This window comes from Thermococcus sp. JCM 11816, from assembly GCF_055396515.1.
Map to the genome: position 1 here is coordinate 1,102,848 of NZ_AP043741.1, position 23,725 is coordinate 1,126,572.

Below are 23,725 nucleotides of genomic sequence, written 5' to 3' on the forward strand. Positions count from 1 at the left end.
ATCACCGAGAAGAGTTTCCTCGAAAGGTTAAAAGAATTATGGAAACGAAGCTAACTCAAGGCCATGTTTATTATGGTCTCGCCGATGTTCTCAAGGTACTCGAGGATTCTGCGGTAGCTCTCCATAGCTATTGACCTGTGGTAGTCTATGGACTTTATCTCCTCCTTAAGCTCCAGCATGAGCTTGTCCACCTTCATAAGGTCACGTTCCTCAATCTGGTCAAGCATCTGGCTGAACTTCTCCTTGAGATAGGGAACGTTTATTCTGTCGGGATTCTCCGCGATTCTTATGAGGTGGTCCCCAATCCTCTCGATGTTGCGCACTATGAAGAGTATGCCGATTAGGTCAAAGGTTCTCCTTATTATGCCGCTCTCCTCCGTGATGCCGCGTTTTGTCAGGAGCCTGCTGACGGTCCGGATTATCAGGAAGTAGAACCTGTCAAGCTCGCTTTCAAGGTCGTTAATATCCCTCAGGATCTCCTCGTTTCCAGGGGACTGTATCAGGAGCTCGATGTCACCGAGCATTGAGAGTATTAGGGAGCGTATCCTGTTCAGGAGCTCCGCCAGGTTCACCTCATCCTCATCGAGAAGGCTCTTGGCGACTATCCTGGTCGGCTCGTCCAGGATTATCTCAACTCCAGGGAGGCTCTGAAGAGTTTTCCTCAGCTTAACCTTGTATATGGGCATCTCCTCCGTGAGGTTTATCTCAAGAACGTCGTAGCCCTGGATATAAGCAGAGATGACGAGCCTTATTGCCATGTCAGGCGAGTATTTCTTTGAAATTGTCAAAATTTTCTTTTCGCTAACTTCTTTGACCTCCTTCGGGAATATCGTTATGCTGCCATCGGGGTTCACAACGAGGGGAACGGCATCACCCTGCTTGAGGTTGTTCATCTTGACCCATTTTTTTGGGAGCGAGATTATGTAGGAGCTCCTCCCAGTAAACTGAATCTTTCTGAACTCCATATTAACTCACCCCATCTATATAGCAACTACAAGAAGAAGAGAGAAGATATAAAGGTTGTGGAGAACATTGAGGGGTTCATTCTTTCGACAGCTCAACTCCCCTCTCAAAGGCCCTGAAGTTCATCTCCCAGAGCTTCTCCCTGAGCGTCAGCTTGATGCCCTCGAGGATGCTCTCCTTCCTGAGCGGAATCAGTCCCTTCCCATAAGCGTACCCGAGCATGAGTACTCCCAGGGTTCTCGGATTTATTTTATCGGCCTCTTTCTGGAAATCAAGCATATCCACCGAGCAAATCTGGCCTATTGCCTCCTTTATTTCATTAAGCTCAGGATAGCGCTCCTTTCCGACAAGGGTCGTAGCGGTGTGGATAGGGTAGGCGTTGATTATCGCGTGGCTCTTCCTGCTCAGGAAGCGGGCGTTCCTCAGGGCTTCCGCTGGCTCGAGGGCCAGCATCAAATCCGCTTCACCCTCCTCAATGAGAGGGGAATACACTTCCTCACCGAAGCGGAGGTAACTCAGAACGCTCCCATAACGCTGGCTCATCCCAAGGGTCTCACCGATCCTGACGTTGTAACCTTCTACCATTGCGGCGTTCCCGACTATTCTTGAGAGGGTCAAACCGCCCTGGCCGCCGACACCGGTTATGATGAGGTTGAACTCCATTCCCACCACCAGAAAAAGTTTGAGAAGAAACATAAAAACCTAAGCTCAAAAAGGTTCGGTCAAACTATCAGTTTCTCGAAGATTCTGAGCCTTTCCCTCTCCTTCAGCTTGACCCAGTCAAAGATCGAACCGGAGCTCTCCCCCAGCCTGAGTGTCTCAACGAGCTCCCTGTATTTTCCGCCTGCAATGCCGTTCGCTATTATTGCGCTTCCCTCCGCTGCCTCCTTCGCCCTCGCCCGGCTCTCGAGTTTGAGAACATCAACGGAGAAGCCATAGGTTTCAAAGGCGTTTTCAAGCGCCTCCTTAACGTCCCTGAAGAACTCCGGAATCCTTGAGAAGCGACCGCTCAGGTAGATCGAATCGGGCGTTACCGAGGGGAGCAGGGCAAAGACGTCCTTGACTATGGCCTCTATCATCGCTTCGTAGCCTTTCCTCACTTCCTCGTCTTCCTTTGCCAGCCTAACGAACTCTTCTGGAGAAACGCTGAAGGGGTCTATTCCAGCCACGTAGGCCGCCCCACCCTGGAAGAGCACCATCTTCCCGAAGTCCTCCAGGGCGTTCGCCAGGGCATAGGCCAGCTCGCCGTCCATGAACCCCATCCCAAGGTAGCCGGAGAATCCGGCGGTGCCCGCCATTCCATCAACGATCTGGCCGTTCTTAACTGCCATTGCGGAAGTGTAGGCAAAGCCTATCTCAACTGCTATGAGGTTGGTCTCGGAATAGGGCACTCCCTTCCTCTCAGCCTCCCTGACGATGGAGAGGGCCGCGGTGAACACCTTGTCCGCTGTACCAAGGTCAATCCTGTTGGCCTTCCTCCACTCTGGAACCGTTGGAAGGTGTATAACCCCTGGGGTGAAGTATATGTTGAGATCGTCAGCTTCTCGCATCATGAGCATCAGTTCCCTTAGGCCAACTATCTTTAGCCTTCTCCTCACGTCGGCCTCCGTTATGAAAGTCGCCAGAGCTATCTCGGCATCGGTGGCTTCCCTGGCAGGTTTTAAGGGAATTCCGTAGCCGCAGGGGCCGACTATGGCGTCTATCTTCCCGTGCTCCTCCTGAACATCCCTGAGAAGTTCGATTATTATCCCTGGGTTCTCGGTAACGCGGTTCCTGTCCACGGATGCGTCAACTATAACCTCCCCATTCTCGTCGTCGAAGCCGAAGATATCCATGCTCTTCGTCCCGGAGTCTATACCAACCGCCTTAACCATCCAGCACCACCATTCCCCTGTTGTCGGCCTTCGTGACGAAGACCTCACCACCGTCTCCGTTCTCCCTGAGGAAGGCCTCAACCTCGGCCCTGAGCCTTTCAGCATGTTCAATACCATCAACGAGGCCATAGAAGGTCGGCCCCCAGCTCGTCTGGCAGGCGCAGTGGGCCCTTTCGAGCATCAGCTTGATTCCCTCGTTCACGATGTCACAGCAGTAGACGTTCTCCTGGTAATCGCTCCAGAACTCGCCGAGGAGGTGGTTGAACTGGTACAGACCTTCTCCGAAGGTTCTGATGTCTCTCTCAACGAAAGCTGGAAGGATCTTCATGAGGACTATCCTTGAGAGCCTGTCGGCCAGCTCAGGGGGCATCTTCTTCAGGTTCCCGAGAATCTCGTCCTCCCTCTTCCTAACCTCAGCGAGGGCCTTCCTCGGCGTCTCCGGAATGGCGACCACGAAGAGCCAGTCATCTGGAACCTCACCCCTGAATATCAGCGGTGGGACTACTTTTTCCCGCCTATCAACCGGGAAGCCGCCCTCGTAGATAAAGCCTCCTACTTTAACAGCGTAGAAGCCCAGAGCGGTTATCAAACCCCTGCGCATGGCCAAAGCAACGTCCTCAAGGGACAAGCCGAGACCGTAGAGTTTGGATATTGCCGCGCCCATGGTCAGTGCAAGGGTCGTGTGGAAACCTATCCCGACCCATTTAGGAATGTACCTGCGGACTGTAACCTCAACCGGCGGAAAGTCGTAGGACTCCCTGAACCGCCTTAAAAACTTCAAAGCGTCGTTGTCGTTCGAACGGTCCCTATCAGACTTCCTAACTTCAACCTCCAGAGAAGGGGTCTCGATTGCAAAACCAACTGTCCCGTAGAGCCTGCCCATGTCACCGCTGAGGTCGGGGTTCCCAGTGTGAAGATGGGCCGGCGCTTTGATTCTGATCGAATCCATTAACCTCACCCCGACGGAATCTCAATTGGAGTCATTAAAAATCTAGTGCGCGGGTTAGGTATATAAGGTCTCAAAACAAACTTACCAACATGGGGTTTGTAGAGTACTACTCAGCATTTAAAGCCTACAGCGACATAAACTCCGAGGAGTACCGGAGAAGGATAGAGAACCTGGAGCCGCTACTTATGAAGTTCATGAAAACGAGAGGTAGGGTCCTTGACCTCGCCTGCGGTGTTGGGGGCTTCTCGTTCCTTCTAGAGGACCTCGGATTTGAGGTAGTCGGACTTGACAACAGCAGGTTCATGCTGGAAAAAGCGAGGGAGTTTGCGAAAGAGAAGGAGTCTCGTGTAGAGTTCATCGAAGGAGACGCGAGAGAACTCCCGTTCGAAAACGACAGCTTTGACTACGTGCTCTTTATAGACAGCCTCGTCCACTTTGAACCTCAGGACTTAGCCAAGGTTTTCAAAGAAACTGCGAGAGTTCTGAAGCCTGGAGGAAAGTTTATCCTTCAGTTCACGGACCTAAGGGCACTCCTGCCAGTTCTCATGAACGGCCAGGTAGTCGGAGCCGAGTACTGGGTAAACAAGGTTCTACCAGACCAAGAAGAAAAGACCGTCGTCATAGAGTTTCAGAGCGAAAAGGACTCGTTCAGGGTGAAGTTCAACGTTTGGGGCAAAATGGCCGTTGAACTGCTCGCGAAGCTCTACTTCAGGAAAGTGGGAGAAGAAAAGCTGAACGAGCACTCATACTTACAGGTCTATGAACCAAAGAAATGAAAGGGGCTTAAGCTTCTAGCCTCAGCCTCTTGATGACGAACTCCCTGTTCAGGGAAGCCAGGAACGGTGCCAGCCTCGGCCCTCTGTCCTTGCCTATGAAGATGTTGTAGAGTGCCTTGAACCACTCCTTACTTGGAATCCCGCGCTTCTTTGCCGCGTCGAAAATAACGTTGTTCAGCTCATCGACGCTGAACTTCTCGTGTCCCTCAAGCCACTCTGCAACTTCGAGCATGGCTTCCCTAATTTCGGGCTTGAGTTCGATCTCGGGCGGCCTTTCGAGGAGCGAGAACTTAACGTCGTCTGGTGCGTACTTTTCGACCCAGTTCTTGGCCAGGCGTATGCGGAGCTTTATCCTCTCGATGTCTTCCTCTGTAAGGTTCTCCGGGACATGGCCCTGCTCCTGGAGAATCCTTATTATCCCGTCCTCATCGAGGTGCGGCATCTGGACGAGGGTAACCAGGAATCGGAAGGGTGCCTGAGCCACCAGCCTCTCCGGGAGCTTCGGCATCGAAAGCTCGTACGTCCTCTTCAGCTCCTCCTCTTCCTCTGGGTTCTTGGCGTGCTCAAGGCCGAAGTAGATGCGCTCGACCTTGTCGAACTCGTCGTAGAGGTTGAGCAGACCGAGGCCGAGGTCTATCTTGAGCTCCTTGTTCGGTCTGGCCTTTGCGTAGATGAAGCGGATTATTCCGGGCTCAAGAACCTCGTAGAGGTCGGAAAGTAAAATCACGTTACCCTTGCTTCCACTCATCTTGCCCTTCTGGCCCTTTATGCCGACGAACTCATACATAAGGTCTATCGGGGCGGGCCAGCCAAATATCTTCTCAACTATCTCCCTCCCAGTGTCGTAGGAGCCTCCCGCGGCAAGGTGATCCTTACCAGCGGGCTCGAAGTCAACCTTGAAATGTGCCCATCTCATCGGCCAGTCAACGCGCCAGCGGAGCTTGACGTTGCCTTCTCTGATATCAGTCTCGCCCTTAGCGCCGCAGTGGGGGCACTTATAAGACACCTTCCACTCGCCGTCCCAGGAGACGAACTCAGCTTCCTTCCTGCAGTGTGGGCAGTAGATCATGACCGGCTGCCAGGAGTCTTCGAGTGGCGGCTGCTTTGCCCTCTCGCGGTACTTGTCGAGAATGGCCTTTATCTCGTCCCTCTTCTCAAGGGCGAGCCTTATCTCCTTGGCATATTCGCCGCTCTTGTACAACTCGCTCGCGTGGAGAAAGTCAGCCTCAATGCCAAGCTTTGAGATTTCCTCCTCGAAGAGGCTCATGAAGTGGTCCGCGTAGCTCTCATGGCAGCCCCAGGGGTCCGGAACCTCGCGGACCGGCTTCGTGAGGTGCTCTTTCCATTCGGGTGGGACGTTCTTGGGAACCTTCCTAAAGCGGTCGTAGTCGTCCCACATGTGGATGTGCCTGACCTTCTTGCCCCTGTCCCTGAGGGCGTGTCCAACGATGTAAGCGGTAAAGAACTCGCGGAAGTTGCCTATGTGAACGTAACCGCTCGGGGTTATTCCGCTCTCTACCACGTACTCCTCCTTGTCGCCCCTTTCCCTGATAATCTTCTCGGCCATGTAGTCAGCCCAGTGAACCATTTTCACCACCGCGCTTAGCTCGGGAAAAGCCCTTTTAAGGTTACGGCCGGTTCAAAACTACGTTATTGAGGGCAAAAGTTATAAAGCTTAATGGTAAAAACAAGACGACAGAAAAATAAAACGGTGGTCGAAGTGGAAGTTGAACTTCTAAGGAGCCAAGTTTTCTTTCCGGCATCACTGGAGATACAGGAAGAGCTCCTGAAGGCAGGATTCAAGGTGCCGTACGATAAAGAGAGCGGAAGAAAAACACCCGTTCCAGTTGTCGTAAGCTCAAGAGAACACAGAAAAATTAGAGAATCAAAGTTGCTGAAGGCAAGAGACTACAAGGGCGATGGAAAGTTCGCCCTCCTCCCAGAAGAGCGGGCGGTGATCGAACTAGACGTAACTGAGAAGGGCTTTCTCGTGCTGAAGCCAAAGCCCATGGAGTACCACCTTGAAGAGATGGGCTTTCTTTCCGTGCCACCGCGGCTCTGGGGGACGTGGGCAAGCTTTTCGCTCCCATTCTCAGCGTACGAGGACATCGTTGAGGAGTTCGGGGCTTTCAAAGACGAAGAGGCCAAGGGAATTCAGCTGGCTTCAAAGGGCTCTGGAAGCAGAATAGAGGTCTACGCCTACAAGGGGAGAAGCAGGAAAGACCTCGGGATACCAGTCTTCGGATACGCCCTCGGACTTCATGGATTAACCCTAGCGGATGAGTACCTACGGGAGAAAGCAGAGGAGAACGAGGTTCCGGAGGAGAGGCTCCGCTACCTAAAGCTCGGGCTGAAGAAGAGGAAGGAAACTAAAGCAGGCTTAAAAGTCGGAATGGTGTGGGAAAACGGAAAGCCAACGGAGATAACACTGAAGCTAACGACCACGGAGCCCAGGATAAGAATCCAGGGCCTTTACGGAGAGCTTATTGGGAAGTCGAGGGGAGAGCTGACGAGAACAAGAGAGTGGTATATCGTTGTGCACGCTGGGGACCTCATAAACGCCCTAGAGGCAGTGCATAAGGCCTTCGGATGAGCAAGGTATATAACCCTCCTCACGCTTTTCATCTTTGGTGAAATAACGTGGACTTCAGCTGGGTTCCCTATGCCGTTATTGGAGCTTCAATCATAGTCGGGACGATCTGGTTTACAAAGTACCTAGGGCAGGAATGGGCCTGGGTGAACAGGAAGCTCATACACTTCAGCATTGTTCCAGCAATACTGATGTTCTATTATGGGCTCATTCCGAAAGAGGTATTCGCACCAGCGGCTTTTGCCTTCGGCCTCACACAGCTGTGGCCCCACCTAAAACGGAGCGAATTCTCGTGGTATCAGCTCCAGAACAACTACGGTGAAGTGTTCTTCGCTCTTTCCGCCGCTGGAATAAGTTACTTCATGCCAAGAAACTATTCAACGGCCCTGCTTTTGGCGATGGCAATAAGCGACGGGGTTACAGGAATAATAAGACACTACTACTTCAAGCGAAACGGCTTCAACGTGAAACTCAAAAAGCACTGGACTGGGAGTTTAGGCTACCTAGTAACGGCAGTTATAATCGCGATTGCCCTTCTCGAAGGGAGCACAATAGGAAAAATAGGGTGGGCATTCGTGCTCATGCTGGCTGAATACCAGCCGTGGGTGGACGACAACCTCGCGGTTCCCCTCGTTGGGTCTCTACTCTATTTCTTCTACTGAGCCCATCTTACCTTGAGGCTGTCCCTCTTTACTTTGTTGAACTCCTCAACGAGGGCCTTACCAGTTCTTTCCATGAACTCCTCAACGTCGGTTACCCCAAGCTCTTTCAGGCCTATCGCATCGACGCCCTCTGGAATTCCCCTGGCCTCGACGTTTATACCAATGTGTATCTTCACGCTGACGGGAGAAACGGTGGCTATCGAGATGCTGAGCTTCTTTCCGTTCACATAGATGTCGTCGCCCTTCCTTTGAGTCTTTACTCCGTACTCACCCAGTACCTCGCATAGCCTTGCTATGAAGAGCTTCTGAAGGGTTGAAGCAAAGAGTGTGTTTACAAGGTCAAAGACCTCGATGATGTAGTGCACCATGTCGTCGCTCTTTATCTCCTTGCTCTGGCGGAGGTCTTCGATGTCTATCATCTCCTCAACTTTAACGTTGCATTTCCCGCGGAAGATCACTATTGAGTTGCCGAGGATTCCAAAGTTTCTGTAGGCCCAGTGGCTCTGAATTGCCGAACCATCGTAGTCTATCCGTCTGTCCTTAACGATGAGCAGTTCCACTTCCATCACCTCAATCCAGCTTTTCAAGGAGTTGCTTAAGCTCCTCAAAAGACTTTACATCAACCCACATGTGGATGAAGTCAACATCTGGCAGTTCCTGTTTAATCTTGTCCACGTGGATTGCCCTATCGTCAACGTAGATGACGTCGTCGATTGTGTAACCAATCGATTCGAGCTCCTCAATGGTTCTTCGTATCATGTCCGCCTTGTTGGGGTGTCCCTCGATTTTCGGGAACAGGAAGTAGTCCCAGAGGCCAAAGCCTTCGAGGATGGGCCTCACTTTCCCCTCCACGTTCCAGCTGGCTATTGAGAGGAGAAAGCGTTCGCTGGCCCAGTCGAGGAAGTCTCTAACACCTGGGAACAAGTGTAGTTCTTCACCGTAGGCATCAACGAGATAATCATCGTAAAATTCGTAGGGTGGAGTAAGGCGAGAAGCGTCTTCATGATCCCAGAGAGTTCCATCAAGGTCAAGAATCAATAGCCTCATGCAAACCACCAGAAAAAGCTCCTCTGGAGAAAATTTAACGGTTACTATCGGAACAACAGAATTCACAAGAGTTTATATTGCAGTTGAACACACCGATTACAACGAGACTAAGATTTTCAGAAGAATTATCACGATGAGGGCCGTGCATAAGCGAGCTGGTCTCTCAGACGTCCCGCCCGGTAGCACTCGGGCTGTTGGGAGCGGCAGACTGAACGGGTCGGTTTCCCTTCCCGCTTACATCCCCGCCCCATCAACCGGGTCTTCTTCCCGGGCCCTCGTCCTGGGCAACGGACCGGTCGCCCAGGCCCAACGCCCAGGAGTGGCCGCCTGTTTTCGGGGGCCGCTTCGGCCTTAGATGCTTTCAGGCCTTATCGGCTGCGGCGTAGCTGCCCGGCTATGCCCTGTAGGACAACCGGTAGACCAGAGGCCGCGGCTCCCTGTTCCTCTCGTACTGGGGGAGCCTTCCCCTCAGGCGGCCAACACCTCCGGTAGATAGCATCCGACCTGTCTCACGACGGTCTAAACCCAGCTCACGTTCCCCTTTAATGGGTGAACACCCCCACCCTTGGCCCCTGCTGCAGGGCCAGGATGGGAAGAGCCGACAGCGAGGTAGCAAGCCTCGGGGTCGATATGGGCTCTCGCCCGAGACGACTCTGTTATCCCCAGGGTAGCTTTTCTGTCATCCCTGGCCCCCACCGGGGAGGCACAGGGGTTCGCTAGGCCACGCTTTCGCGGCTGGACCCGCCTCTGTTACGGGTCCAGTCAGGCCGGCTTTTGCCCTTGCACTCTACGGCGGATTCCTGACCCGCCTGAGCCGACCTTAGGGCACCCTCGATACCTTTTCGAGGGTGTGCCGCCCCAGCCAAACTGCCCACCTACCGCTGTCCCCGCTTCCGCGGGTTAGCCGTACGGCAGAGGGTGGGCGGTGTCTCATGGGCGGCTCCACCCGCCCCGGAGGGCGGGCTTCGACGCCTCCCGCCTACGCTGCGCACCCCCCGCCGTACGGCAACGGCAGGCTGCAGTAAAGCTCCATGGGGTCTTCGCTTCCCACCGGAGGTCCCAGGCATATGCGCCTGGCAGAGGTTTCGCCGGGCCCCAGCCGGGGACAGTGGGGACCTCGTTACGCCATTCATGCAGGTCGGCATTTAACCGACAAGGAATTTCGCTACCTTAAGAGGGTTATAGTTACCCCCGCCGTTTACCGGTGCTTCACCCGGTTGTACCCGGGCTTCACATACCGGCACTGGGCAGGCGTCGGCCCCAGTACAAACCCTTTCGGGCTAGCTGGGACCTGTGTTTTTACTAAACAGTCGGGCCCCCCTAGTCACTGCGACCTGCGGGTTACGCACCCGCAGGCACCCCTTCTCCCGAAGTTACGGGGCCAATTTGCCGAGTTCCCTCGGCTGGGTTTCCCCCGACACGCCTTAGGCTTCTCACCCAGGGGCACCAGTGTCGGTTCTCGGTACGGTCGCGGTGGATCGTTCCCGAGGGGCTTTTCACGGGCCCCAGGGATCGGCGGAACCCCCCTTACGGGAGGCCATTCGCGCTTTCACCCGGTTCTCGCCATTACGGCACTCCCCGGGCTTATACGCTTAGCCGGCCTTGTGGACCGGTCCGCCTACCCCGAGGCGTCACCCCTCGGGCTTGCGTTGCCGCACCTACCACCGCGGTACGGGAATATAAACCCGTTTCCCTTTCCCCGACGCCGAGTTACGGGTCGGGTTAGGACCGACTAACCCACGGCTGACGAACATTGCCGTGGAACCCTGGCCCCTACGGCGGCCGGGATTCTCACCCGGCTATGCTGCTACTCCCGGCAGGATCCGCAATACCGACGGGTCCACCGGACCTTACGGCCCGGCTTCCGCCCCATCGGCACGCCCGCCTACCCGATCACGGACCAATCGGTCCGTGCGCCGGGGTCTCGGCGGCCGGCTTAAGCCCCGTCCATTTTCGGGGCCCCTGACCTCGACGGGTGAGCTGTTACGCACTCTTTAAAGGATGGCTGCTTCTAAGCCTACCTCCCCGCTGTCTAAGGCCAGGGACACCCTTTGGAGTAACACTTAGCCGGCACTTTGGGGCCTTAACCCCGGTCTGGGTTGTTCCCCTCTCGGGTGACGGCTTACACCGCCCCCCTACTCCGGCCATCTACGGCGGCAGTGGGTTCGGAGTTTGACAGGGAGCCGGAGGCTTTCGCCCCCTAAACCCCCAATCAGTGCTCTACCCCACTGCCTACCTCCGGCCGGGCTATCCTGGGGGATAATTCGGCGGGAACCAGCTATCGCCGGCCTCGATTGGCCTTTCACCCCTAGCCCGGGGTCACGGGAGCGAATTGCACGTCAGCACCCCTAGCGGGCCTCCATCCCTCTGTTGAGGGACTTCACCCTGCCCCGGGCTAGATCGACCGGCTTCGGGTCTCACCCGAGCGACTCCGGGCGCTTTCACACCCCGTCCCTCGCCCTTACGGGCTGCGGACCTGTCGGTTTCCCTGCGGCTTCGGGGTTGACCCCCTTAACCTCGCCGCTCGGGTGAACTCCCTGCCCCGTGATCCAAGACGGACGGTGCAACCCCGGTCACCTCCCCTCGTACTCCACGGTCGCCCGTGTTTCCTTCGGGGAGGGTCAACCCTTTCGGGCCGCACCCTCCTATCGCCGCCTGGTTTCAGGCTCTTTTCACCCCCCTCCCGGGGTGCTTTTCAGCTTTCCCTCACGGTACTAGTTCGCTATCGGTCTCGGGACGTATTTAGGGTTGGGAGCCGATGCCTCCCAGCTTCCCGCCGGATATCCGACCGACGGTACTCAGGGACACCGCAGGAGCTCGGGGGCTTACGCCTACGGGGCTTTCACCCTCTCCGGCGCCGCGTTCCAGCGGACTTCGGCTTCGCCCCCAGGGCTCCTCCGCGGGCCCTACAACACCACATCCCCCGAACCTTTCGGCCCGGGGTTCAGTTTGCCCTGTGCCGCTTTCGGTCGCCCCTACTCACGGCATCGCTTTTGCTTTCTTTTCCTGCGGGTACTAAGATGTTTCAATTCCCCGCGTTCCCCCTCCCGACTGGGAGTGCGGCAAAAGCCGCGGGAGGTCCCATTCGGGCATCCCCGGTTCGACGGCTGCCTGCGCCTCGCCGGGGCTTATCGCAGCTTGCCACGCCCTTCGTCGGCGCCCCGAGCCGAGCCATCCACCAGGCGGCTTAGTTGCCACCGGGCGGGACGTTTTCTGGACCAGCTCGCCTATGCACGGCCCTCATCGTGACCCCTGTTCGGGGTCTCAGGCCCTTCCACCCCGAGCCGTGCTCGGGATGTGCACCTCTTCGTGGTGGACCGGCCGGGATTCGAACCCGGGGCCTTCGGCTTGCAAAGCCGACGCTCTCCCAGGCTGAGCTACCGGCCCACTGATGGCAGGCCCGACATCCCTTAAACCCCCCGGACGGGATTTCCGGCGATAGGAGGTGATCGAGCCGTAGGTTCCCCTACGGCTACCTTGTTACGACTTCTCCCCCCTCACGGAGCCCAGGCTCGACCCGGCCTCCCCGAAGGGAGACCAGGCCTCACCCGGACCCCGCTCGGGTGGAGTGACGGGCGGTGTGTGCAAGGAGCAGGGACGTATTCGCCGCGCGATGATGACACGCGGGTACTAGGGATTCCAGCTTCACGCGGGCGAGTTGCAGCCCGCGATCCGAACTGAGGGCGGGTTTAGGGGATTCCCTTCCCCTTTCGGGGTCGGATCCCATTGTCCCGCCCATTGTAGCGCGCGTGTAGCCCGGGGGTTTCGGGGCATACTGACCTACCGTCGCCCGCTCCTTCCTCCGGCTTATCGCCGGCGGTCCCCCCAGAGTGCCTCCTCCCCAGCGGGGAGGACTGGCAACTGGGGGCGCGGGTCTCGCTCGTTACCACACTTAAGTGGACGCCTCACGGTACGAGCTGACGGCGGCCATGCACCTCCTCTCGGCGTGTCCGGCAAGACCTTCAGCCTGGCCTTCATCCTGCCGTCGCCCCCGGTGAGGTTCCCGGCGTTGAATCCAATTAAACCGCACGCTCCACCCCTTGTAGTGCTCCCCCGCCAATTCCTTTAAGTTTCAGCCTTGCGGCCGTACTCCCCAGGCGGCGGGCTTAACGGCTTCCCTCCGGCACCGGGCGAGCTCGAAGCTCGCCCGACACCTAGCCCGCATCCTTTACAGCCAGGACTACCCGGGTATCTAATCCGGTTCGCTCCCCTGGCCTTCGTCCCTCACCGTCGGACCCGTTCCAGCCGGGCGCCTTCGCCACTGGCGGTCCCCCTGGGATTATAGGATTTCACCCCTACCCCAGGGGTACCCCCGGCCTCTCCCGGTCCCAAGGCCCGCAGTATCCCCAGCAAGCCCCACGGTTGAGCCGTGGGATTTCGCCAGGGACTTACGGGCCCGGCTACGGACGCTTTAGGCCCAATAATAGCGGCCACCACTCGGGCCGCCGGTATTACCGCGGCGGCTGCCACCGGCCTTGCCCAGCCCTTATTCCCGGAGCTTTTTACACTCCGGAAAAGCCGTGGCTATGCCACGGCACTGGGGGTCCCCCCGTCGCGGTTGCCCGCATTGCGGAGGTTTCGCGCCTGCTGCGCCCCGTAGGGCCTGGACCCGTGTCTCAGTGTCCATCTCCGGGCTCCCACTCTCATGGCCCGTACCGATCTTCGGCTTGGTGGGCCGTTACCCCACCAACTACCTAATCGGCCGCCGGCCCATCCTCGGGCGGGCAGAGCCCCTTTCGGCCTGAGGACCTTCCAGTACCTCAGGCCTATGGGGGATTAGCCCCAGTTTCCCGGGGTTATCCCCCTCCCGAGGGTAGGTTACCGACGTGTTACTGAGCCGTCCGCCGGTGCGCGCAGAGCGCGCCCCATGACTCGCATGGCTTAGTCGGACCCCCATAGCAGTGGCCTCCGGCAGGATCAACCGGAATTGAGCAAGGAGTACGGCCGGTGGGACTTCCCTTAGCGGGAAGTACCATAATTCCCGTCCGGGGTTTGGTCGGGATGTCGGGCCTGCCTTACCCCCGAGGGGTCCGCCTTTCGGCGTTTCCTCGGGAGCGCACCTTTTTGTGACCCGAGCTGGAGGGCGGGGTTCATCCTGGGTGCTTTGCACCCGTTCCCCCCGACGCCGCCGTCTTGGCGCTCGGGTTTCGTCGCGCCCTGTTCGGGCGCTCCACCCTATAGGGACGAACCCCCGCAGTGAAAAATTTTTGCAAAACCCTTGAGAGGCCATGTTTTTGAAAATGAAAGCGTTAAAAAAGAGTTCTAAAATGCGAAAAATTAGCATAAAAATGTCAAAACATGAGATAGAACCTGGCAAGGTCACTAAAGCTTTAGCAACTCTGGCACTATGCTTATCCTCGACACAGGAGTTGGTATGGTGTTGGTGACGGCGAGCTCATCAACAGCCCTGCTGACCCTTGCTATTGCCCCCTCGGCAAAGACGCCGTGCGTTGCGGAGACGTAAATTTTCTTGGCCCCGAGCTTCCTCAACAGTTCAGCGGCCCTCACCATAGTACCGCCCGTGCTGATTATGTCGTCCACTATCAGGACGTTTTTGCCCTTCACATCAACGTCAACGGGATGCATCTCGACCTCTGTCGGGGATATCCTGCGCTTCTCAAAGTGGCTGTACTCAAGACCAAGGACTTCCGCAACGGCCCTGGCCCTCTCCAACGCACCTTTGTCGGGTGCGAGCACAAGGCCGTCCCCCAGCTTCTCACGGAAGTACTCGCCAATAACCCTGGCAGGTGAAACATTAACTGCCTTCCCTGGGAAGAACCTGAGAGTCTCGGGGTTGTGGGTGTCAAAGATGTAGAGCTCCTCGTAGTAGATGCCGAGCGCCCTCATGACCGCCCTGACGCTTATCGGCTCCCCATCCTTGGTCACCCTGTCCTGCCTGCTGTAGGCGAAGTACGGAACAACCAGCTTCAGCTTCCCAAAACCTTTCTCTCTCAGAGCATCCCCAAGGAGTAACAGCTCGACTATCTTCTCGTCCTGCGGGTAGAATGTTGAGCTTACGACTGTTGCTTCATCCCCGTTGCCCATAACCCTCACGTACTTCTCACCATCGGGGAAGCGCTTTATCTCAACCTCAAGAATCTTCGCACCTGCATTCCTGAGCTCATCCTCGAAGTGCTTTCCACCGCTGCCTAGAAGGAACATCCAACCACCTCCTTTGCCGAATTCCTGTCGAATTTACCCCTTATAAACTCACCGTCATACCAAGAGGACGGCAATAACTCCCGCTAAGAACACACCGTCGAAGGTACCCGCCCCACCAATGCTGACCATGGGAGCATCAAGGTGCTTCAGTTTTTTCCAGTTCATTATGTCCGCACCAAGAAGCGCGCCAAGGGTTCCGCTGACGTAGGCAACCAACGTTGGGTTTCCGTCCCCGAGCAACCACCCGAGGAGGACCGCAACGAGAGGTGGGACGATTGAGGGCATCGCTATACCCACGCCCCTGACTGGTACAGAGACAGCGTTGCATATGAGCGCCGCTATCAGGACTGCGAGGAGTGTGTTAAAGAGTAGTCCGTACTGTCCCAACATTGCAATTCGGATAAGCTCGTAGAGGACTATGCTTAGAGGAACAAGCGCGCCGCCGACGTTTATCGAGATTATCATTCTCCGCTCTTCCACCTCAAAGTACGGAATTGGGTAGAGGAACCCAAAGAAGCTGACTTCTCTCAGCTTGATGACGGGCTCGTAGGCTCTCTCCTCTGCTATTGGGATGTTTATGAAGCTCCCAACGAGGGCAAAGACGAACATCGTAAGGGCCACTCCTGGCGGGAGTCCCAGCCTTCGGAACGCAACGAGAACGGCCCCTGAGAAGAAAGCAAACACAACTACCAGAAAGAGGCCGAGGAGCAGGAGAACAGGCCAGCGGAGGGCTGGGAAAAAGAGGGCTAATCTTTGAGAACCACGTTGGCCCATATCTGAACCCCCTTGGCCATTTCAACTTCCTTAGGCTTCTCAAACTTCTCGGCGTTCTTAAAGACCCACGCGTAGAGCGGCTTTCCGTTTGAGTATTCCTTCAGAAACTCGGGCTCGGCGCGGTGCTTGTCAAAGTGCTCCGCAAGCTCCTCCGGAGAAAAAGGCCCCAGAACGTCCACGAGCTCTGCCTTTCCTATGGCCTTCCCGTTGCTTATGATGAGCACTTCTCCCCTTATCTTCGTCCTGGACTTGCGTATCTCCCACACCTTCTCGCCCTCGACGATGAGGGTCGCGTATGGCTCCCTAACTATCAGTCCCTTCTTTTTCTCCGGCATCGTGCTAAACTACCCGTAACCCTTAATAAAGCCAACGCCAAGAAAACTTTAAGTTAACCCCACCGAAACTTCCCGAGGAGGTCATGCCGATGAAGATCATATGGTACGGTCATTCCTGCTTCTGGATAGAGACGAAGGGAGTGAAGCTCCTCATAGACCCGTATCCAGAGGTTGACGACGACAGGATAGGTGACGTGGACTACATTCTGATAACCCACGAGCACACGGACCACTATGGAAAGGTCGAACTGCTCTCAAGGCTCAGGGATGCAACGGTCATCGGGCCGAAGCAGGTGTACCTTATGGCGGTAGCCGACGGTGTCACCAAGGCGAGGGAGATTGACTCAGGGGAGACTATAGAACTCGAGAACGGCGTTAAGGTTACTGCAATCTACGTTGAGCATCCTTCAAGCCAGTACCCTCTCGGTTATATAATCGAAGGTGACAAAACGGTTTTCCACCCTGGGGACACGTACTCAACACCCGCCTTCCAGAGGCTGAGGGGGAAGATCGACGTTCTCCTGGTTCCTATTAGCGGCCGTTCCACAGCGAACGAGAGAGAGGCAGCACAGATAATCGAAGATATCAGACCCAAGGTTGTTATACCCATGCACTACGGAGTTTACAACGACGAAGACCCCTCAAAGCTTGAGAGCGAGCTGAGGAAGAGAAGGATATGGGTTCGCTTCATAAGGCCAGAACTGTACAGAGAGATCGAGGTTTGAGGGAACTTCATGCTCTCGACGGGCACTAAGAGCCTGGACAGTCTTCTCGGGGGCGGGTTCGCTCCCGGGGTCTTAACCCAGGTTTACGGGCCTTATGCGAGCGGTAAGACGACCCTGGCCCTGCAGACCGGCCTGCTTAGTGGGAAAAAGGTAGCATACGTCGATACCGAGGGGGGATTTTCTCCCGAAAGACTTGTCCAGATGGCTGAGACGAGAGGTCTAAACCCCGAAGAGGCCCTCTCGAGGTTCATTCTGTTTACACCTTCAGATTTCAAGGAGCAGAGGCGCGTTATAGGTTCGCTGAAAAAGACGGTGGACAGCAACTTTGCACTAGTCGTAGTTGACTCAATAACCGCTCACTACAGAGCAGAGGAAAACAGAAGCGGCCTGATAGCTGAACTGAGCAGACAGCTTCAGGTTCTCCTCTGGATAGCCCGGAAGCATAACATACCGGTAATAGTCATCAACCAGGTCCACTTCGACAGCAGAACCGAGATGACAAAGCCCGTCGCCGAGCAGACCCTTGGCTACCGCTGTAAGGACATTCTAAGACTCGATAGGCTGCCGAAGCCAGGGCTAAGGGTGGCAGTTCTTGAGAGGCACCGCTTCAGACCCGAAGGGCTTATGGCATATTTCAGGATAACGGAGAAGGGAATAGAGGACGTTGAGTGAGTGGTATGATGACAGTTCTTCTTGTTGGCAGATATTAACTCGGTGAGTATATTACCAATTCAGTAATATCACCGATTGGTTTCTTTTAGGATAAGAAAAAAGGAAAGCTCAGAACTTCGGCTCCATCTTCTCCAGTTCCCTAACGAGCTCTATCGTCCGCTTGAGGATTTCGACGACCTTGTAGATGTGCTCAAGCTCTTCCAGGCTTAGCTTCCTTCCCTTCCTGCCCTTCAGGTACTTCTCGACGACGCGGTAGCCGCCTATCGTGTAGTTCCAGACTTTAGAGCGCAAAGGGATGCTAAGGTTTCCACCGCAACGTTTTTACGTCCCTTATTTCTACTATGATTGGTGAGAATATGGGAATCACGAAGGTAACTAGGAACTATCAGATTACTATCCCAAGCGATATTAGGAAGAAGCTGGGCATCAAGGTGGGGGACGTTCTTGTCATCGAGATCGAAGATGGGAAAGCCGTGATAAAAAAGAGCGACCTCGAACTTCCCCTGCTACCCGGCGGAAAGGGACTGAAGATCGAGGACATCGAGGAAGCCATACGAAAGGGCCAGGGTGAGGATGAGTGACGGTAATAGACACCAACGTCTTCATATACGCCACCCTACGGGACTCAGAGTTCAACGCAGAGGCGAGGAAACTGCTAGCAGGGCTGGAAAGATGGATAGTTCCGAGCATTGTCCTCTACGAGCTCTACTGGTTTTTCAGGGAAGTAGGGTACAAAAGCGAGGAAATAAATAACGTCATCTCCTCAATCCTAAACAGCCCAAGGACGCGGGTTATCTGCGACACTGGGAAGTACACGAAACGCGCGCTAGAACTCACCAGAAACCCAAAGCGGTTCAATGACATGGTAATACTCGCCACGGCAGAGGACTTCAAGAGACTGGCAACATACGATAAAAGGCTGAAAAAAGAGGCTGAAAAGCTGGAAATCAAGACCCTGCCTTAAACCCTCTCAAATACCTCCTGCGTTATCCTGAGCACGGCGCGGTAGAGCTTCTCGCTGATGATGCCCTCTTCGTAGTGCTCCCTGAGCTCCTCCTGATCGATTATCTCCTTCTTGCCGTCCGGCCACTTAACTATATCAACTTCGAGGTCAACGTAGCGAGCCCCGTCAGGATATATCTCAACGGGCGTGTTTATGTTGTAGTACTCTCCCTTCAGGTTGCCGTTCTTGTCGTAATACCTGTGCACGAACCACCACTTTCCAGCTTCGAGCTCGGTTATGGCATAATCTCCAAACTCAATCGGAAGCTCAAGGCCGTCGTAGAACTTGCCCGGCTTGAGGTGTCTCTTTATTGTGACCCTAAGCGGGTTGTGGGAGACCTCCAAGACCTCTCCAGGCCCTAGCCTAATCCTCTGCCCATCGGGCTTGACGTGCTCAAGGGTGAAGAGCCAGCCCTTCTTAGGCCCTTTGTTCTCCACGAGCGCCTCCCAGAAGCCCTGGTTAACCTTGACCCTCTGGCCAGGTACCTTTGAGAGTATTCCCTCGGCTATCTCGACGGCAAAGCCAAGCTCCGGGTCTTTGGCCTTGAGCTGGTGGTGGCCATCAACGGTTGGGACGACCTTGTTCCTTATCTCGTCGAGCTTTCTCTTCGCTCCTCCTCCGAACTCCACTTCATATATGTTCCTGCCCTCGATTATCAGGGAAGGTGCAAAGTACGTGTCGGCCTTTGCCAGCCTATCGGCGAGCTTGGAGAGCCTCACTATCTCGTCCCTGAGAATGTTCCAGTCCTTGTAAGCGGCTGCAGTCCTCCAGAGGACTCCCCACTTGCCGAGGTCTATGCTGAGACCCAGAATCCTGAGCCTCTCACGCTCCTGGTTGTCCCTTATCTTCCTCGATATCTTAACGTGCCTCTGTGCCCCTATGGGCTTCGGTATGAGGACAGCGTAGTCCCCAGGTATCGTGAGGGTGGTGCTGAGGTGTGGAAGGAGGTTGTGCTTCTTGACCTGGACGAGTATCTCATCGCCTTCAACGGCCTTCGGAAGCTCCTTCCTTGGGATTGTACCAATGGCACTTCCCAGGTCAACGTAAACGTACTTTTCGTCGATTTTCACAACAAGTCCCTTGTATATGCCGTAGAGCTGGTACGGGAGCCTTCTAAAAAAGACGTCAATAAGTTCCTCTTCAAGGACCTTCTTGGCCTCTTCAACGGCATCCCCAACGAGCACAACCCCATGTCTGTCCTTCTTATCGTAGATGTCAACGTCGAAGTCGTCGTAGGTCTTCTCGAGGCCGAAGCGCTCGACGATCTTGTTGCTGGGCTGGCTGATGCCGAACCCCCTGTCGAGGAAGAGTTTCGTCAGGGCAGTGCTGTATATTCCCCTAATCCTGACTGTAGGCCTTGTGTCTGTAGACACTTTCACCACCCCTATCCTTTTTCTCGATTACTCCAATGAGCGCGAGTCCCTCAAGTATCTCGCCAGCCTCTCTCACTCCGCTGGCCTTCTCAACGTTTCTCGCCTCGACCCAGAGCAGGCCTTTTGCGTGCCACTCCCTTAGGGCCTGCTCGACCCTGTGAACGTCCGAGGGGTGAACGTAAAGCCTGTAAAGGAACCTCTTGAGGGTCTCAAGCTGGCTCTCAATTGCTTTAGTTTTTCTAAGCTCCTCAAGTATGCTGACTGGAACCTTTTTTTGGTTTTCGCCTAGGAGCGTCAGACCTTCAACCTCGGCAGAAAGCTCACTCAGGGCCTTCCGGATGGCATAATCGTAGAGCCTGTGGAACTGAACCAGCCTGTCCAAAGCGGCCTTAAGCCTCGCTCTGCCCTCATAGTCGTCCCTCCCGAGAAGGGACATCACCTCCTCAAGGCGGAACTTCATTTGGTGCTCGTTCTTATAAAGTTCCTTAGTGAGATCTTCGACCCTTCCACCTATTGCGGAAAGCTCCTTGTAGAGGTGAGAAGCTAACTCAAGCTTTTTTGCCGACAAAGAGTGAAGCTTCCTCACAACCTCCGTGGGCTCCTCTTCCGGTTCATAGAGCCGTGAAAAGACCTCCTCGAAGGACGAATGCATCCCCTCAAAATCACCGAGCCTGGCCTTCAGTTCATCAACGTCCATCGGCACCCCCTAATCCTAAGTTGCAACTACCACTACTTTTACTTTTCCATTGAGGGGAGGCAACCTTGGGAAAACAGAAACGCTTAACCGAAATCCTTTTTTAAGCCCCTTCATAATACAAATGGGTGGACGGAGTGCTCTACGACCGCTTCGGCAGGCCAGTAACGAACCTCAGGATTTCGCTCACGCAGGAGTGCAATTACCGTTGCTTCTTCTGTCACCGGGAAGGCCAGAGGTTTCTGGCGAAAAACGAGCTCACTCCAGAGGAGATAGAGCGCCTCGTTAGAATCGCATCAAGGCTCGGAATAAGAAAGGTCAAGCTCACGGGCGGGGAACCGACAGTCAGAGAGGATATACTTGAAATCGTGAAGAGAATAAAGCCCTACGTCATCGACCTCAGCATGACTACCAACGGGAGCAGGCTGAAGGAGCTGGCGAAGCCGCTGGCCAAAGCAGGCCTCGACAGGGTGAACGTATCGCTTCACAGCTTAAAGCCAGAGGTTTACAAAAGGATAACCGGCGTTGATGGGCTTGAGGCTGTTCTTGTGGGCATCGAGGAAGCGGTGAAATACCTATCCCCGGTGAAGCTCAACATGACCGTCATGAAAGGACTAAACGACGGCGAAATCTGGGATATGGTTGAATTCGCCGCCAAGACCGGAACCATCCTTCAGCTTATAGAGCTTGAAGCGCCAAGGGAGATGGCCGAGACGGCCTTTTTCAGGAAGTACTTCTACCCGCTCAAGCCCGTTGAAGAGAAGCTGGAGAAGCTCGCCGTCGAAACTAAGGAAAGGAGGATGCACCGGAGGAAGAAGTACTTCATCCCGACCGACTATGGCATAGCAGAGGTTGAAGTCGTTAGGGCGATGCACAACACTGTCTTCTGCGCCAACTGCACGAGACTGAGGGTGACCTCTGATGGCAAGTTTAAAACTTGCTTGTTGAGGAACAACGACCTCATAGACTTCCTTTCTGCTATGAGAAACGGAGCGAGCGACGAGGAGATAGTTGAAATTTTCAAAAGGGCCGTTCTTATGAGGGAGCCGTACTGGAAATGATGCCCTAATAGAGCCTTTATTCAGAACAAAAAGTCAAAGTTGGGCAAGGTTTTTAGGGATAACGTGGATAACAAAATTTTGGGGCTAGCAATGGTTAACCCGATTAATTTCAACGGTTTCATTGCGGGATGGTTGCTACTTCTCGGGGCACTCATTGGTATATACCGGGCGTTGTACTACTACAAAAGAGTCCCAGAGCCGGGGAAGAGCCTCGCCAAAAGAACCCTTATCTCGCTTCTGTTCTTTGGTCTGGGCTCTGTGAGTGCAATTATAGACTCACTCACCCCGAGGCCCCTCTGGTTTTTGATGGTGATATTCTACACCCTCTCATATGCTGCAATTTTGTCCACGATATTCCTGAGTTTAAGGGCAGTAGCAACTAGTATTGAGAAACCGGAAGGGGTTAAAGAAAGGAGCACAGCTCAAAAAACTCCAGAAAGAAATGAGACTAGAGAAAAGGAACTTCCCCTACATGGAGGGTATTCACTGCGCAAAGAGCCCTCCGCTCAGTTGTTCCACATTCTTAAAGAAGTCTCCAGTGGCCTGATAGTCGTCAGCAGAAAGCCCCGCGAAGAGTGGGTCGAGAAGTTCGGAGTTCAGCCGGACGAGTTCCTCTGGCTGTCGAGGGCAGACGTCGAGAATTCTATCGACCCCTCAAAACTCCACGTCATCCAGGGAAAGATTCTCCAGTTCATGGAGCAGCGTGGGCCAGTTGTTGTGTACTTTGATGGGCTGGAGTACCTGACCCTCTACAACGACTTCCCAGCGGTGGCCAAGTTCCTGTTCGCAGTCAAGGACATGGTAATGATTAAAAACTCACTCATGCTCATCCACCTTCCGGAGGGCATCTTTGACAAAAAACAAGAGATTATACTGCTCAGGGAGTTCGAGGAAATAAATGAAGAGGAGCTCATTAAAAAGCTCAGTCAGGCCTTGTCCCCCGAAAGAGCCGAGGAAATAGCACTGTTTGGTGTCCTTCCCCCAGCAACAAAGAGTGGGGATGCCAAAGATGCCAGCGATAAAAGTCCCGAAGAGGGAGGCCGAGCCACTAAAGAGGAAGCTCAAGAAGCTGAACCTCTACGACGGGAAGAGAAGGCCAAGGAGTGAAGGTGACTTCGTCCTGCTTCCGGTTATAGATGATCCTCGTGTTTACGAGCTGGGACACGAGGTTCTGCCCGTTGAACTCCCTCTGAGGCCTGAAAGGCAGATATACAAGAACCTTGAGAGCGTTCTAGCGGAGAGGCTGACGTCTGAGGAGCTGAAGTATCTGAGGCGCTACGACGTCATCGGCGACATAGCTGTTATCCAAATCCCTCCCGAGCTTGAGCACAGAGCCGAGGATATTGTCTGGGGCCTGAGAAAAGTCCATCCCTTCATCAAGGTCGTTGCCAAGAAGGGCTTCCATGAGGGTGCCTTCAGAATAAGGGACTACTCTATAATCTGGGGCGAGAAGAGGCTAACAACGGTTCACAAAGAGAACGGCGTCGAGATAAAAGTCGATTTGAGCAAAGCTTTCTTCAACCCGAGAATGAAGGGCGAGCGGTACAGACTGGCCCAGCTCGTGAAGGACGGAGAGCGGGTTCTGATACCCTTTGCAGGAGTCTTACCCTACGCGCTCGTGATAGCACGTTATAGAAAAGTCAAGATCACTGCCATCGAGCTGAACGAGGAGGCATACAAGCTCGGGCTTGAGAACATCGAGCTGAACAGGAAGAGGCTTAAGGGAGAGATTGAGTTCATAAACGGGGATGTTTTCGATGTTCTGCCGGAACTGCCGACCTTTGACAGGGTGATAAGTCCAACACCGAGGGGCGTTGATGCCCTGACTCTAACGCTGAGCAAAGCCCAGAAGTGGCTCCACTACTACGACTTCGTGCACGAGGAGAATATAGGAGAGTTCGGGGAGAGAATTCTCGAAGAGTGCAGAAAACAGGGAAAAGATTGCAGGGTCAAGATAAAGAAGGTCAGCGACTTCAAGCCGCATGTGTTCAAGGTATGTGCAGATGTTGAGATTCTGGGTTGATCGATGACCTCCTTCCCGCCCTGAAGACGGGGTTTCCTCAGG

Annotated in this window: 23 protein-coding genes, 1 tRNA gene and 2 rRNA genes; 10 read left to right on the forward strand and 16 right to left on the reverse strand. The window is 54.7% G+C overall.

From position 1 onward, the window contains the following. Positions 1–50 precede the first annotated feature (50 nt). From ACZ5TN_RS06315 to ACZ5TN_RS06330, 4 genes are all read right to left on the reverse strand, one after another. Positions 51–965 carry a phosphate signaling complex PhoU family protein gene (locus tag ACZ5TN_RS06315; RefSeq protein ID WP_011251195.1) on the reverse strand — a complete coding sequence of 305 codons (915 nt, stop codon included), beginning with the start codon at positions 963–965 and terminating at the stop codon, positions 51–53. A gap of 76 nt (positions 966–1,041) precedes the next feature. Then, positions 1,042–1,626, reverse strand: a complete 585-nt coding sequence (locus ACZ5TN_RS06320; RefSeq protein ID WP_464917542.1) for an indolepyruvate oxidoreductase subunit beta — start codon at positions 1,624–1,626, stop codon at positions 1,042–1,044. A gap of 59 nt (positions 1,627–1,685) precedes the next feature. Next, positions 1,686–2,837: a DUF1464 family protein gene (locus tag ACZ5TN_RS06325; protein ID WP_464916266.1), complete on the reverse strand. Its 1,152-nt coding sequence runs from the start codon at positions 2,835–2,837 to the stop codon at positions 1,686–1,688. Then, positions 2,830–3,786 (reverse strand): beta-ribofuranosylaminobenzene 5'-phosphate synthase family protein, encoded by a 957-nt coding sequence (locus tag ACZ5TN_RS06330; protein WP_464916267.1) that lies wholly within the window; start codon positions 3,784–3,786, stop codon positions 2,830–2,832. The genes ACZ5TN_RS06325 and ACZ5TN_RS06330 overlap by 8 nt, the downstream gene beginning before the upstream one ends. 89 nt (positions 3,787–3,875) lie before the next feature. Between ACZ5TN_RS06330 and ACZ5TN_RS06335 the strand changes: the two genes are divergently transcribed. Beyond that, positions 3,876–4,562, forward strand: coding sequence for a class I SAM-dependent methyltransferase (locus tag ACZ5TN_RS06335; RefSeq protein ID WP_464916268.1), 687 nt, complete (start codon positions 3,876–3,878; stop codon positions 4,560–4,562). 7 nt (positions 4,563–4,569) lie between these two features. Here the strand turns inward: ACZ5TN_RS06335 and lysS are convergent, their stop codons facing one another. Continuing rightward, entirely contained in the window at positions 4,570–6,150 is a 1,581-nt protein-coding gene (gene lysS / locus ACZ5TN_RS06340; protein ID WP_464917543.1) for a lysine--tRNA ligase, read from the reverse strand. 132 nt (positions 6,151–6,282) lie between these two features. Between lysS and ACZ5TN_RS06345 the strand changes: the two genes are divergently transcribed. Continuing rightward, positions 6,283–7,155, forward strand: a complete 873-nt coding sequence (locus tag ACZ5TN_RS06345) for a PhoI (RefSeq protein WP_464917544.1) — start codon at positions 6,283–6,285, stop codon at positions 7,153–7,155. A gap of 47 nt (positions 7,156–7,202) precedes the next feature. Then, the gene (locus ACZ5TN_RS06350; protein WP_464916269.1) at positions 7,203–7,814 is read left to right on the forward strand and encodes a hypothetical protein; all 612 of its coding nucleotides are present in this window, start codon (positions 7,203–7,205) and stop codon (positions 7,812–7,814) included. Here ACZ5TN_RS06350 and ACZ5TN_RS06355 read toward each other — a convergent pair. The 8 genes from ACZ5TN_RS06355 to ACZ5TN_RS06390 all read right to left on the reverse strand — a co-directional run bounded on the left by ACZ5TN_RS06355 (position 7,808) and on the right by ACZ5TN_RS06390 (position 16,132). Continuing rightward, positions 7,808–8,374, reverse strand: coding sequence for a DUF366 family protein (locus ACZ5TN_RS06355; RefSeq protein WP_054840533.1), 567 nt, complete (start codon positions 8,372–8,374; stop codon positions 7,808–7,810). The genes ACZ5TN_RS06350 and ACZ5TN_RS06355 overlap by 7 nt on opposite strands. Positions 8,375–8,384: 10 nt before the next feature. Beyond that, positions 8,385–8,861, reverse strand: a complete 477-nt coding sequence (locus tag ACZ5TN_RS06360; RefSeq protein ID WP_464917545.1) for a magnesium-dependent phosphatase-1 — start codon at positions 8,859–8,861, stop codon at positions 8,385–8,387. A gap of 174 nt (positions 8,862–9,035) precedes the next feature. Next, positions 9,036–12,064 (reverse strand): 23S ribosomal RNA (locus tag ACZ5TN_RS06365). Between the two features lie 107 nt (positions 12,065–12,171). Further along, positions 12,172–12,248: transfer RNA gene (locus ACZ5TN_RS06370), tRNA-Ala, on the reverse strand. A gap of 53 nt (positions 12,249–12,301) precedes the next feature. Next, positions 12,302–13,789, reverse strand: a 16S ribosomal RNA gene (locus tag ACZ5TN_RS06375). Together the 16S and 23S rRNA genes with 1 tRNA gene alongside form the textbook arrangement of a ribosomal RNA operon. 394 nt (positions 13,790–14,183) lie before the next feature. Then, positions 14,184–15,023 carry a ribose-phosphate diphosphokinase gene (locus ACZ5TN_RS06380; protein WP_464916270.1) on the reverse strand — a complete coding sequence of 280 codons (840 nt, stop codon included), beginning with the start codon at positions 15,021–15,023 and terminating at the stop codon, positions 14,184–14,186. A 54-nt stretch (positions 15,024–15,077) separates the two neighbouring features. Next, positions 15,078–15,797, reverse strand: coding sequence for a DUF1614 domain-containing protein (locus tag ACZ5TN_RS06385; protein ID WP_464916271.1), 720 nt, complete (start codon positions 15,795–15,797; stop codon positions 15,078–15,080). Beyond that, the gene (locus tag ACZ5TN_RS06390; protein ID WP_464916272.1) at positions 15,770–16,132 is read right to left on the reverse strand and encodes an ASCH domain-containing protein; all 363 of its coding nucleotides are present in this window, start codon (positions 16,130–16,132) and stop codon (positions 15,770–15,772) included. Before ACZ5TN_RS06390 ends, ACZ5TN_RS06385 begins: the two co-directional genes overlap by 28 nt. Positions 16,133–16,221: 89 nt before the next feature. Between ACZ5TN_RS06390 and ACZ5TN_RS06395 the strand changes: the two genes are divergently transcribed. Both ACZ5TN_RS06395 and radB read left to right on the forward strand, forming a co-directional pair. Beyond that, the gene (locus tag ACZ5TN_RS06395; RefSeq protein WP_464916273.1) at positions 16,222–16,857 is read left to right on the forward strand and encodes an MBL fold metallo-hydrolase; all 636 of its coding nucleotides are present in this window, start codon (positions 16,222–16,224) and stop codon (positions 16,855–16,857) included. A 9-nt stretch (positions 16,858–16,866) separates the two neighbouring features. After that, complete coding sequence (gene radB / locus ACZ5TN_RS06400) at positions 16,867–17,529, forward strand: DNA repair and recombination protein RadB (protein WP_464916274.1); 663 nt, start codon at positions 16,867–16,869, stop codon at positions 17,527–17,529. A gap of 108 nt (positions 17,530–17,637) precedes the next feature. Here radB and ACZ5TN_RS06405 read toward each other — a convergent pair whose 3' ends face one another. Next, on the reverse strand, positions 17,638–17,820 hold the full coding sequence (locus ACZ5TN_RS06405; RefSeq protein WP_054840173.1) for a hypothetical protein: 183 nt from the start codon (positions 17,818–17,820) through the stop codon (positions 17,638–17,640). Positions 17,821–17,885: 65 nt separating this feature from the next. Here ACZ5TN_RS06405 and ACZ5TN_RS06410 point away from each other — a divergent pair, with 65 nt between their 5' ends. Together ACZ5TN_RS06410 and ACZ5TN_RS06415 are read left to right on the forward strand one after the other, a co-directional pair. Continuing rightward, complete coding sequence (locus ACZ5TN_RS06410; protein ID WP_011251179.1) at positions 17,886–18,110, forward strand: AbrB/MazE/SpoVT family DNA-binding domain-containing protein; 225 nt, start codon at positions 17,886–17,888, stop codon at positions 18,108–18,110. Then, entirely contained in the window at positions 18,107–18,493 is a 387-nt protein-coding gene (locus ACZ5TN_RS06415) for a PIN domain-containing protein (RefSeq protein WP_054840175.1), read from the forward strand. The genes ACZ5TN_RS06410 and ACZ5TN_RS06415 overlap by 4 nt, the downstream gene beginning before the upstream one ends. Here ACZ5TN_RS06415 and ACZ5TN_RS06420 read toward each other — a convergent pair. Then, positions 18,490–19,905, reverse strand: a complete 1,416-nt coding sequence (locus ACZ5TN_RS06420; protein ID WP_464916275.1) for a ribonuclease FAU-1 family protein — start codon at positions 19,903–19,905, stop codon at positions 18,490–18,492. The two genes, ACZ5TN_RS06415 and ACZ5TN_RS06420, sit on opposite strands and share 4 nt — an antisense overlap. Further along, positions 19,871–20,602 (reverse strand): hypothetical protein, encoded by a 732-nt coding sequence (locus ACZ5TN_RS06425; protein WP_464916276.1) that lies wholly within the window; start codon positions 20,600–20,602, stop codon positions 19,871–19,873. Before ACZ5TN_RS06425 ends, ACZ5TN_RS06420 begins: the two co-directional genes overlap by 35 nt. Before the next feature lie 134 nt (positions 20,603–20,736). Between ACZ5TN_RS06425 and moaA the strand changes: the two genes are divergently transcribed. From moaA to taw22, 3 genes are all read left to right on the forward strand, one after another. Next, a complete protein-coding gene (gene moaA / locus ACZ5TN_RS06430; protein WP_464917546.1) occupies positions 20,737–21,660 on the forward strand; it encodes a GTP 3',8-cyclase MoaA in 924 nt (307 codons plus the stop codon). Positions 21,661–21,738: 78 nt separating this feature from the next. Then, complete coding sequence (locus ACZ5TN_RS06435) at positions 21,739–22,767, forward strand: DUF835 domain-containing protein (RefSeq protein WP_464916277.1); 1,029 nt, start codon at positions 21,739–21,741, stop codon at positions 22,765–22,767. Further along, complete coding sequence (taw22, locus tag ACZ5TN_RS06440; RefSeq protein ID WP_464917547.1) at positions 22,670–23,683, forward strand: tRNA (guanine(37)-N1)/4-demethylwyosine(37)-methyltransferase Taw22; 1,014 nt, start codon at positions 22,670–22,672, stop codon at positions 23,681–23,683. The genes ACZ5TN_RS06435 and taw22 overlap by 98 nt, the downstream gene beginning before the upstream one ends. Positions 23,684–23,725 lie beyond the last annotated feature (42 nt).

Bases quoted from the DNA above. Each gene is read 5' to 3' on its own strand.
- ACZ5TN_RS06315 (WP_011251195.1), bottom strand. From the start codon at position 965: ATGGAGTTCAGAAAGATTCAGTTTACTGGGAGGAGCTCCTACATAATC.
- ACZ5TN_RS06320 (WP_464917542.1), bottom strand. From the start codon at position 1,626: ATGGAGTTCAACCTCATCATAACCGGTGTCGGCGGCCAGGGCGGTTTG.
- ACZ5TN_RS06325 (WP_464916266.1), bottom strand. From the start codon at position 2,837: ATGGTTAAGGCGGTTGGTATAGACTCCGGGACGAAGAGCATGGATATC.
- ACZ5TN_RS06330 (WP_464916267.1), bottom strand. From the start codon at position 3,786: ATGGATTCGATCAGAATCAAAGCGCCGGCCCATCTTCACACTGGGAAC.
- ACZ5TN_RS06335 (WP_464916268.1), top strand. From the start codon at position 3,876: ATGGGGTTTGTAGAGTACTACTCAGCATTTAAAGCCTACAGCGACATA.
- lysS (WP_464917543.1), bottom strand. From the start codon at position 6,150: ATGGTTCACTGGGCTGACTACATGGCCGAGAAGATTATCAGGGAAAGG.
- ACZ5TN_RS06360 (WP_464917545.1), bottom strand. From the start codon at position 8,861: ATGAGGCTATTGATTCTTGACCTTGATGGAACTCTCTGGGATCATGAA.
- ACZ5TN_RS06380 (WP_464916270.1), bottom strand. From the start codon at position 15,023: ATGTTCCTTCTAGGCAGCGGTGGAAAGCACTTCGAGGATGAGCTCAGG.
- ACZ5TN_RS06385 (WP_464916271.1), bottom strand. From the start codon at position 15,797: ATGGGCCAACGTGGTTCTCAAAGATTAGCCCTCTTTTTCCCAGCCCTC.
- ACZ5TN_RS06390 (WP_464916272.1), bottom strand. From the start codon at position 16,132: ATGCCGGAGAAAAAGAAGGGACTGATAGTTAGGGAGCCATACGCGACC.
- ACZ5TN_RS06395 (WP_464916273.1), top strand. From the start codon at position 16,222: ATGAAGATCATATGGTACGGTCATTCCTGCTTCTGGATAGAGACGAAG.
- radB (WP_464916274.1), top strand. From the start codon at position 16,867: ATGCTCTCGACGGGCACTAAGAGCCTGGACAGTCTTCTCGGGGGCGGG.
- ACZ5TN_RS06410 (WP_011251179.1), top strand. From the start codon at position 17,886: ATGGGAATCACGAAGGTAACTAGGAACTATCAGATTACTATCCCAAGC.
- ACZ5TN_RS06425 (WP_464916276.1), bottom strand. From the start codon at position 20,602: ATGGACGTTGATGAACTGAAGGCCAGGCTCGGTGATTTTGAGGGGATG.
- taw22 (WP_464917547.1), top strand. From the start codon at position 22,670: ATGCCAGCGATAAAAGTCCCGAAGAGGGAGGCCGAGCCACTAAAGAGG.